Here is a 9,328-nt window from a genome sequence, read left to right as displayed (position 1 = left end):
CGCGTCGTTCCGCACAGCTTGCGCCGTGCTGCTTTGCCTATTTCGCATTGCCTATTTTTTAAGCAGACCGATCATGTACGAGTCCGACATCACCCAATTCATCAAGCAACTCAAGACCGAGAAGCCGACGCTCGAAGCCGAGCAGCGTCAGGGCCGCTCCCTGTTGTGGGACAAGCAGCCCATCGACATGGAAGAGCGCCGCCGCGCCCAGCAATCGCGCGTGGCCCAACAGCCGTACGTCTACCAGAGCGAGTAAGCCGTGCCTGCGGGCCTGACGTGCGGCGTTTGCCGCCGAGGCCCGTCACGCCACGCTTCGCACCGCCCACCGCCGCCAGCCAGCTATCGCGTTGAATCCCACCACGCCTGACGATCCGTCGCAAACACCCGAGCCCGCTTTGGAGCCCGTCTTGGAGCCTACCTCCGAGACCGCGCCGGTGCCTGCGCACGTCGATTCGCCCAGCCGGGAAGCCAAGGCGGCGGAACTGCCTGCCCCGCCCGACGGGCAGGACACCACGCCCGACATCGTCGATGGCGTAGCGCGAGCGCGTTTGTATGGCGAGCCGCTGTTTGCGCTACCCAACGATCTCTACATCCCGCCCGACGCGCTCGAGATCTTTCTCGAAGCCTTTGAAGGTCCGCTCGACTTGCTGCTGTATCTGATTCGCAAGCAGAACTTCAATGTGCTCGACATCCCGATGGCGCAGGTGACGAAGCAGTATCTGCTGTACGTCGAACAGATCCGGACCACCAACCTGGAGTTGGCGTCGGAGTATCTGCTCATGGCGGCGATGCTTATCGAGATCAAGTCGCGCATGCTGTTGCCGGTCAAGAAGGCCGACACGGGCGAAGAAGCGGAAGATCCGCGGGCCGAATTGGTGCGCCGCCTGCTCGAATACGAGCAGATGAAGCTGGCGGCACAGAAGCTCGATACCTTGCCGGTGCTGGGCCGCGACTTCCTGCGCTCGCAGGTGTACATCGAGCAAAGCTTGCAGCCGCGGTTCCCCGATGTGGATGCCGACGACTTGCGTGCGGCGTGGGCCGAAGTGCTGCGCCGGGCCAAGCTGGTGCAGCATCACAAGATTTCGCGCGAAGAGTTGTCCGTGCGCGAGCACATGAGCCAGATGCTGCGGCGTTTGCAGGGTGCGCGGTTCATGGAGTTCACCGAGTTGTTCGACGTTGGGCGAGGCGTGCCCGTCGTGGTGGTCAACTTCATTGCCATGCTGGAACTGGCGCGCGAGTCGTTGCTCGAGATTACACAGGCGGAGCCGTTCGCGCCGATCTATGTGCGCCTGACGTACTCCCCCAACTGAAAAGCGGACGCGGCAATGCGGTAATGCCGTGGCACAGCAGAGTCCGCGCGGTGCTTGCGGTTTTGCGCACGCCCGTTGAGATTTCCTCTACAATCCCCCGGACGTTTTGGCAGCCGCGCCCCAATATCGGGCATCAAGCGCACCAGAGCTGGACGTAACCCACACGTACGCCACGCACGGAACCTCAATGAAAGTCATCCCCTCGATTCACGAACTGCGCGACCAACTGCGCGGACAGAATCGCGTTGCCTTCGTGCCCACGATGGGCAATCTCCATGAAGGGCATTTGTCGCTGATGCGACTGGCGCGCCAGCACGGCGACCCGGTCGTGGCCAGCATCTTCGTCAATCGCCTGCAATTTGGGCCGAACGAAGATTTCGACAAGTACCCGCGCACCATGATGGACGACGTCGAGAAGCTCACGCGCGAGAACGTCTACGTGTTGTTTGCGCCGGACGAGAAGGAGATGTATCCCGAGCCGCAGGAGTATCGCGTCGAGCCGCCGCACGATCTGGGCGACATTCTCGAAGGCGAGTTCCGCCCGGGCTTCTTCAAGGGCGTGTGTACCGTCGTCACCAAATTGTTCTCGTGCGTGCAACCGCGCGTGGCCGTGTTCGGCAAGAAGGATTATCAGCAGCTGATGATCGTGCGCAGCATGTGCCGACAGTTCGCACTGCCGATCGAAATCATCGCCGCCGAGACCGTGCGCGCTGACGACGGTTTGGCGCTGTCGTCGCGCAACCGCTATCTGTCGGAAACCGAGCGTGCCGAAGCCCCGCAGTTGTATCGCTTGCTGGGCCAGATTCGCGACGACGTGAACGCGGGCAAGACCGATTACGAAGCGCTGGAAGCGGCGGCGATGCAGACCTTGCGCGAGCGGGGCTGGGCACCGGATTACGTGTCGATTCGTCAGCGTGCAAATCTGCGTGCGCCCGCACCGGGTGCTGCACCGGCCGAGAGTTTGGTCGTGTTGGCGGCGGCGAAGCTGGGTGCCACGCGTCTGATCGACAATTTGGAAATTTAAATCTGAGTGCTGGCGCCGCCAGTATCCGAGTGCGCAGCGATGCGCGATGGATAGCGGGCGGCGTTGGCGGATATTCGCGCGCGTGTCGGATGCGCGTGCTTAATTCGTCGCGCGGAGTGCGCGACATTGCAACACAAGAGGCAAGCCATGTACCGCACCATGCTCAAGTCGAAGATTCACCGCGCCACCGTGACGCATTGCGAATTGCATTACGAGGGTTCGTGTGCGATCGACGAGAACCTGCTCGAAGCGTCGGGTTTGGTTGAGAATGAGCAAATCGACATTTTCAACGTCAACAACGGCGAGCGTTTCACGACGTATGCCATTCGTGGCGAGCGTGGGAGCGGCATGATTTCGTTGAACGGTGCGGCGGCGCGCCGTGCGCAGTTGGGCGACATCGTGATCATCGTGTCGTATGCGCAGGTCGACAACAAGGACGTGCTGGCGGGCTTCAAGCCGCAACTCGTGTTTGTCGATGAAAAGAACGTGCAAAAGGGCGAGCGCGATCACGTGCCGCTGCAAGCGTGGGAAGAGACCCGCGCCTTCGACGCAGCAAAGTAAGACGCGCGAACGTGCAGCACAAAAAAACCGGCCGAGATGGCCGGTTTTTTCGTTTCAGGCGAAGCAAAAACTAGGCGGCGACGAATTTCACGATCCCGTCCCACTGAGGCAGATCGCGTTCGACGCGGCTGGGTGCCACGTCCCAGAGCGTGAGCCCGTGGGCGGCGAGTTGCACGTAGTTTTGGGTATCGCGGAGCATGCCGAGCACGGGCAACTCGGCCTCATCGCAATAGCGGGCGAGTTGGTCGGCGGCACGGGTGCGGGCATCGACGCGCATCCCGACGACGCCGACGCGCACATCGCCCTGGCGTACGGCCTTTTCTTCGCGGAGCTTTTGCAGAAAGTCGCGGGTCGCGAGGATGTCGAAGATGGACGGTTGCAGCGGCACGAGCACGTAATTGGCGAGCTTGAGGATCGTGTCTAGCCGTTTGCCGTGCAGGCCTGCGGGGGTATCCAGCACGGCGTGCGTGGTGCCTTTGGGCGGACGGGCGACTTCGCTGTGATCGACGTCCCATGTCGCGATGGGCCGCAGCGCGGGCGGGCGCAGCCCTAGCCAAGCCCGGGAAGACTGCTGGCGGTCCGTGTCGCCGAGCATGACCGCGTGGCCTTGCGCGGCCAGATATCCGGCCAGATTCGTTGCCAGCGTGCTTTTGCCCACGCCACCTTTCGGATTCGCCACCACGATCACCGGCATTACGCACTCCCCGAGGTCGATTTTCCGCACATCTTACAACGGCTTCGTGACGGGTCCCCTGCTTCTGGCTTCTGTTATCCATTGCGGAAACGGTGATCGACGGCAGTATTCGTCGAACGTGTACACGCACGTTGCGTGCAAAAGCGCCGCGTCAACATCAGCATTACAATAATTCACCGCCATGTTTCCATGACGACTAGCTGAGGTTTACATTGGACCCGACTCGCTTCGACGCTGATTCTGCCCGCCTGCTGTCCGAGCAATATAAGTTCGACGAAAGTAGCCCGCTTGCGCCTATTTTGGAGACTGCACGAGGTATCTCTCGCCAGGCCGCGGCGTCGCAAGTTCGGCGTTGGGTGGCAGCGGGGTTGCTTCAGGAAGACGGCAACCACAGACCGAAGCGGTACACCCTTTGCCGTCTAGAGCACCATGCGAAAGCCTTCGAATTGCATGGGTTCGACGAGCACGTTGTGTGGACTGACGCAATTCGCCCGCTCATTGCCCGATACGCCGACCCGGCGGCAATGCGAATCTGGGACTACGGCGCGACCGAAATGCTGAACAACGCCAAAGACCACTCGGAAGGAACAGCCGTTACGGTGAGCGTAGTCATCACAGGGGCATTTGCCACCATGCTCATCTCGGACGACGGCGAAGGAATCTTTCGTCGATTGACGCGACTGTGTGCGCTACCCGACGAACGGCTCGCCATTCTCGAGCTAGCGAAGGGGAAATTGACGACGGACCCGGCCCACCATTCCGGGGAAGGCATTTTCTTTACGTCCAGAGCATTCGATCGGTTCCAGATACATTCAGGCGATCTGATTTTCGATCACACCGATCGGCACGAAGACATGTTGACGGACGATGCCAATACAAAACAGGGGACAGTCGTGGCGCTACGCCTCTGTCATTTCACAGAAAGATCGCTGCGGACCATCTTCGATGAGTACACCGAAATGGACGACGACGAAGGACTTTCGCGATTCAACAAGACGGTAATCCCCGTACGGCTCGCACGTTTTGGTAGTGAAAGCGTTGTCTCCCGCTCGCAAGCGCAGCGTTTGCTCGCGCGAATCGAACGCTTTCATACCGTGATTTTCGATTTCGCCGACATCGATACCATCGGGCAGGGGTTCGCCGATGAGATTTTCCGGGTATTTAATCAACAACGCCCCGAAGTGAGACTGAAGATCACCAACGCAAACGACGACGTGCAATACATGATCAATCGCGTCGGAGGCACTAGATAACTGAGGCGGGGATCACCGCCCCTTTCACCGCAAACAAGCCCACACGCGCGCCAAATCCATATTCGCGGCGAACGAGTCCGCGAGCCGGTCCAGCGACGCTTCTCGCAATGCGTTGTAGTCCTGTGCTTCGATATCGCGCGCACCCGCCCACGTCAGCAGCGCGTGCAGCGCCTCGGGTGTGTCGAACAGTCCGTGCAAATACGTGCCCATGACCTGATCGTCGGCAGAACGGGCGCCGTCCGGCATTTCCCCGCCGTCGCCATCGAGCCGTGCGGCGGGACGCGACAGCGCCGCCCCCTGCGTCACGCCCATGTGAATCTCGTAGCCACGCACCGGTGCGTCGCCCACGCTCAGACGGCCGCTCACCACGCGAAGCTGCTTTTGAGGCGCCATCGTCGTCTCGATCTCCAGCCAGCCGAGGCCCGCCGTCGTCCCGGCGTCGCCCTCCAGACCTTCTGGATCGTGAATCGCCGCCCCCAGCATCTGCAAACCGCCGCAGATGCCAAGCACCCTGCCGCCATAGCGTAGATGGCGCGCGATGGCGGGCTCCCAGCCCTGCGCCCGCAACCACGCCAAGTCGGCTCGCACGTGCTTGCTGCCCGGCAAGATCACGAGATCCGACGCTGGCCACGCCTGCCCGGCCCCCACATAGCGGAAGTCCACCTGTGGGTGCGCGCGCAACGCATCGAAATCCGTGTGATTGCTAATCCGGGGCAACGCAGGCACCGCCACGCGCAGCCGCGTCTCGCCGCTGGCCGCAGCGTGCCGTTCACCCGGCAGCATGTCCTCGCCATCCAAATGCAGACCGTGCAGATACGGCAGCACGCCGAGCACCGGAATCCCCGTGCGCGCCTCCACCCATTCGAGTCCGCTCGTGAGCAGTGACGGGTCTCCCCGAAAGCGATTGATGACGAACCCCTTAATGCGCGCGCGCTCGCTGTCGGATAAACACGCCAGCGTGCCGACCAGTTGCGCAAACACCCCGCCCCGGTCGATATCCGCCACCAGTAAGACCGGCGCGTCGACGGCTTCGGCAAACCCCATGTTTGCGATGTCGCGCGCCCGAAGATTCACTTCGGCCGGGCTGCCCGCCCCTTCCACGATGACGGCGTCATACCCGGCACGCAGCCGTTCATAGGCCGCCAGCACCGCCGCCATCGCCCTCGGTTTGTATTCCTGATACGCACGGGCATCGAGATCGGCGACCACCTTGCCACCGATGATGACCTGCGCCCCGCGGTCGCTGCTCGGTTTGAGCAACACCGGATTGAAGTCCGTATGCGGCGCAATGCCCGCCGCCTGCGCCTGCAACGCTTGCGCGCGGCCAATCTCGCCGCCATCCGCCGTCACGGCACTGTTCAATGCCATGTTCTGCGGCTTGAACGGCGCAACGCGCACGCCTTCGCGATAAAGCAGGCGACACAACCCAGCCACCACCGTGCTCTTGCCCGCATCGGACGACGTGCCCTGAATCATCAGCGTGCCGCGTCGCGACGATGCGCGTGACACCTCGGCCGCGCCGCTCGCAAGCGTTGCTGCGTTAACTACAGACGATGCCGATGATGCGGCGTCCGACAACGTCTCGGACGCCACGCTGGAATTGACAGGGATTTCACTCATGGAGCGGATTATCGCATCGGGCGCTCGTACAATATCGCCCATGAGTGCCCACGACCTGACTTTCGTGCTGGGTGGCGCGCGCTCCGGCAAGAGTGCGTTCGCAGAGCGCCTCGCGTCGGAAAGCGGCCTGCCAGTCAGCTACCTCGCCACCGCTGCGGTGAGCGACGAACCCGAGATGCGTGCTCGCATCGCCCATCATCGCGCCAGTCGGCCAGCCCATTGGCCCACGGTAGAAGTCGGTCGCGATCTCGCTGGCGCATTGCGCGAAACGGCGCGCGAAGGTCACTGCGTTCTCGTCGATTGCCTACCGTTGTGGCTCGCCGGTTGGCTCTGCCCGCCAGACGATGGCCCCGATGTCCCTGTCGACGACGCGGCGTGGCACGACGTCGTCGATGACCTCGCGCAGGCGCTGTCCACCGCCCCCGGCAAACTCATCGTCGTGAGCAACGAAATCGGCCTTGGCGTCATCCCGATGGGCTCGCTCACGCGACGCTATGTCGATGAACTTGGCCGCCTCAACCAGCGCGTCGCTGCGCTGGCACCGCAGGTGCGTTTTGTCGTCGCCGGCCTGCCCATGGCCGTCAAAGGATGATGGCGGATGCTCACCGGACTCTCCCCTGAATCGCTCTGGCTCGCCGGCCTCATCGGCGTGTTGCTCGATGCGTGGCTCGGCGAACCGAAACGCTGGCATCCGCTCGTCGGCTTCGGTTTCGTCGCGGCAGGTGTCGAGGCGTGGCTCAACAGCGCCGACACCCGCGACAAACCCTTCAGCGCGATGGTGCGCGGCGCTTGGGGCTGGACGCTCATGCTGCTCGTGCCCGTGCTCATCGCGTGGGCGCTCACGTTCCTGCCCGGCTGGGGCGGCATCGTCTGGCAAGCGCTCGCGCTGTATGCCGCCCTCGGCGCACGCAGCCTGCGCGAACACGTCATGCCCATCGCCCGCGCGCTGCGCGATGGCGACCTGCCGCAAGCGCGTGAACTGACGTCACGCATCGTCTCGCGCGACACCGAAGACGCCAGCGCGTCGGATATCGCACGCGCCGCTGTCGAATCGACGCTAGAGAACGGCAACGACGCCATCTTCGGTGCGCTCTTCTGGTTTGCCATCGCCGGAGCGCCCGGCGTGGTGCTGTTCCGGCTAGCCAATACGCTCGACGCCATGTGGGGCTATCGCACCGAACAGTTTCTGTATTTCGGCCGCCCCGCAGCGCGTATCGACGATCTGCTGAACTGGATTCCGGCACGGCTCACCGCCGCGAGTTACGCCATCTTCGGCGATGTCGCCCGCGCCATCGACTGCTGGCGCACGCAAGCGAGCGCGTGGTCGAGCCCCAACGCGGGCCCCGTGATGGCAGCCGGTGCGGGCAGCCTCGGCGTGCAACTCGGCGGGCCCGCCCGCTATCACGGCGAATGGGAAACACGTCCGCCGCTGGGCTGCGGCATGGAACCGTCCGCACAACACATCAAGGCCGCCTGGCGACTCATCTCCCGTTCGATGTGGATGTGGCTCGTGGTCACCGGCGCACTCGCCTTATTCGCCGCCTCGCAGGCGGACGCAATGCCCGTGGGAGTGGTATGAGCGACATGACAACACCCGTAGCCCCCGTGCCGATGCCGCCCGCCCCCCGCCACGGCGGCAATCTGGGCGAAGCCATCGCGCGCTTTAAGCGACCACGCGAAGAATGGCTCGATCTGTCGACCGGCATCAATCCGCACGGCTACCCGGTGCCGACGCCACCGCCCGAGGTGTGGCGCGACCTGCCGGATGACTTCGACGATTTGATTGAAGTCGCGGCCCAGTACTACAGCGCGCCTGCGAACACCGTGGTGCCCTGTGCCGGATCGCAAGCCGCTATTCGCACGCTCCCAACGCTGCTGCCCCCGGGGCGGGTGACCATCGCTTCGCTCACGTACAGCGAATACGTCCCGGCGTTCCTCCGGGCCGGGCATACGCTGGTGCCGTGGCCCGGCCCAGAGGCCGGACTCCTCGACGACATCGACTATCTCGTTTGGGTGAATCCCGATAATCCGACAACGCGGCACGTGACGCGCGAAACCTTGTCGTCATGGCAAGGTTCGCTGGCTGCGCGCGGTGGCTTGTTGATTGTCGACGAAGCCTTCGCCGATGTATCGCCGGACGCCTCGATGGCGTCGCGCGCTGGGCAAGACGGCCTCGTCGTGCTGCGCTCGGTGGGTAAGTTCTTTGGGCTGGCCGGTGTGCGGGCGGGGTTCGCGCTTTGTCCGCCCGACCTTGGCCAGCGTCTGGCGCACGCCCTTGGCGCGTGGACCGTCAGTGGCCCTGCCCGCTTCGCCGCACGCGCGGCGTTACGCGACACTGCATGGCAATCTGCCACGCGCGAGCGTCTACAACGCGACGGAGAGCGGCTTCTGACGCTATTGCATGCCTATGATTGGCCGGCGCGCGGCACGCCGCTCTTTGCGTGGACACCGCATCCGGCAGCCTCCGCCTGGCACACGCAATTGGCCGTCCGCGGTATTTGGACGCGTTTCTTCGGCGACCATCATGTGCCGCTGGAAACAGGCGGCACGCGACTGCTACCGAGCCTGCGCCTGGGCCTTCCTGCGCACGAATCGGACTGGCAACGCTTGCGCGACGCACTCGACGAAATATCCCGCACCTGAAATTTGTGGGAACTGCCGTGCCCGGCAGCCATCCAAACTCCCCGTTATGCTTCTGATCGGGCGTGCCCTGTCCGTTCGTTAGACGGCGCGCCGCCCCAGCGGCGCCTTACGCGGTATTAAATGACATGCGTTTGCCGCCGTTTTCGTTACAAATTGAAGCATTTCTGCAACAAATGCACACAGCCTTCGCCTCAGGGCGCCGTTAGACTGAGGGTTCTTTCGC

At 63.2% G+C, this 9,328-nt stretch carries 10 protein-coding genes; 8 read left to right on the top strand and 2 right to left on the bottom strand.

Annotated elements, in window-relative coordinates:
- Positions 1–73: 73 nt before the first annotated feature.
- The 4 genes from PPN31114_RS23785 to panD all read left to right on the top strand — a co-directional run bounded on the left by PPN31114_RS23785 (position 74) and on the right by panD (position 2,895).
- Complete coding sequence (locus PPN31114_RS23785; protein WP_150682010.1) at positions 74–256, top strand: DUF3460 family protein; 183 nt, start codon at positions 74–76, stop codon at positions 254–256.
- Between the two features lie 178 nt (positions 257–434).
- Positions 435–1,310 carry a segregation and condensation protein A gene (locus PPN31114_RS23780; protein ID WP_370865918.1) on the top strand — a complete coding sequence of 292 codons (876 nt, stop codon included), beginning with the start codon at positions 435–437 and terminating at the stop codon, positions 1,308–1,310.
- 187 nt (positions 1,311–1,497) lie between these two features.
- Positions 1,498–2,334 carry a pantoate--beta-alanine ligase gene (gene panC, locus PPN31114_RS23775; protein ID WP_150682009.1) on the top strand — a complete coding sequence of 279 codons (837 nt, stop codon included), beginning with the start codon at positions 1,498–1,500 and terminating at the stop codon, positions 2,332–2,334.
- 147 nt (positions 2,335–2,481) lie between these two features.
- Positions 2,482–2,895 (top strand): aspartate 1-decarboxylase, encoded by a 414-nt coding sequence (gene panD / locus PPN31114_RS23770; protein ID WP_058375448.1) that lies wholly within the window; start codon positions 2,482–2,484, stop codon positions 2,893–2,895.
- 70 nt (positions 2,896–2,965) lie between these two features.
- On the opposite strand, the gene PPN31114_RS23765 is transcribed toward panD, so the two are convergent.
- Positions 2,966–3,589, bottom strand: a complete 624-nt coding sequence (locus PPN31114_RS23765; protein WP_150682008.1) for a ParA family protein — start codon at positions 3,587–3,589, stop codon at positions 2,966–2,968.
- A gap of 212 nt (positions 3,590–3,801) precedes the next feature.
- On the opposite strand from PPN31114_RS23765, the gene PPN31114_RS23760 reads away from it, so the two are divergent.
- Entirely contained in the window at positions 3,802–4,842 is a 1,041-nt protein-coding gene (locus tag PPN31114_RS23760) for an STAS-like domain-containing protein (protein WP_150682007.1), read from the top strand.
- Between the two features lie 24 nt (positions 4,843–4,866).
- On the opposite strand, the gene PPN31114_RS23755 is transcribed toward PPN31114_RS23760, so the two are convergent.
- Positions 4,867–6,318, bottom strand: a complete 1,452-nt coding sequence (locus PPN31114_RS23755; protein WP_246182733.1) for a cobyric acid synthase — start codon at positions 6,316–6,318, stop codon at positions 4,867–4,869.
- A 184-nt stretch (positions 6,319–6,502) separates the two neighbouring features.
- Here PPN31114_RS23755 and cobU point away from each other — a divergent pair, with 184 nt between their 5' ends.
- Genes cobU through cobD form a run of 3 tightly spaced genes read left to right on the top strand, consistent with a single transcriptional unit; the run spans position 6,503 to position 9,105 of the window.
- Positions 6,503–7,054, top strand: coding sequence for a bifunctional adenosylcobinamide kinase/adenosylcobinamide-phosphate guanylyltransferase (cobU, locus tag PPN31114_RS23750; protein WP_150682005.1), 552 nt, complete (start codon positions 6,503–6,505; stop codon positions 7,052–7,054).
- Between the two features lie 6 nt (positions 7,055–7,060).
- A complete protein-coding gene (cbiB, locus tag PPN31114_RS23745) occupies positions 7,061–8,041 on the top strand; it encodes an adenosylcobinamide-phosphate synthase CbiB (RefSeq protein ID WP_150682004.1) in 981 nt (326 codons plus the stop codon).
- A 5-nt stretch (positions 8,042–8,046) separates the two neighbouring features.
- The gene (gene cobD / locus PPN31114_RS23740) at positions 8,047–9,105 is read left to right on the top strand and encodes a threonine-phosphate decarboxylase CobD (RefSeq protein ID WP_246182722.1); all 1,059 of its coding nucleotides are present in this window, start codon (positions 8,047–8,049) and stop codon (positions 9,103–9,105) included.
- Positions 9,106–9,328: the final 223 nt, after the last annotated feature.

It is taken from the genome of Pandoraea pneumonica, assembly GCF_902459645.1.
Taxonomy (GTDB): Bacteria; Pseudomonadota; Gammaproteobacteria; order Burkholderiales; family Burkholderiaceae; genus Pandoraea; species Pandoraea pneumonica.
This window is presented reverse-complemented; position numbering and strand designations above follow the sequence as displayed.

Coding starts and splice junctions, on each gene's coding strand:
- PPN31114_RS23785 (WP_150682010.1), top strand. CDS start 74: ATGTACGAGTCCGACATCACCCAATTCATCAAGCAACTCAAGACCGAG.
- panC (WP_150682009.1), top strand. CDS start 1,498: ATGAAAGTCATCCCCTCGATTCACGAACTGCGCGACCAACTGCGCGGA.
- panD (WP_058375448.1), top strand. CDS start 2,482: ATGTACCGCACCATGCTCAAGTCGAAGATTCACCGCGCCACCGTGACG.
- PPN31114_RS23765 (WP_150682008.1), bottom strand. CDS start 3,589: ATGCCGGTGATCGTGGTGGCGAATCCGAAAGGTGGCGTGGGCAAAAGC.
- PPN31114_RS23755 (WP_246182733.1), bottom strand. CDS start 6,318: ATGATTCAGGGCACGTCGTCCGATGCGGGCAAGAGCACGGTGGTGGCT.
- cobU (WP_150682005.1), top strand. CDS start 6,503: ATGAGTGCCCACGACCTGACTTTCGTGCTGGGTGGCGCGCGCTCCGGC.
- cbiB (WP_150682004.1), top strand. CDS start 7,061: ATGCTCACCGGACTCTCCCCTGAATCGCTCTGGCTCGCCGGCCTCATC.
- cobD (WP_246182722.1), top strand. CDS start 8,047: ATGACAACACCCGTAGCCCCCGTGCCGATGCCGCCCGCCCCCCGCCAC.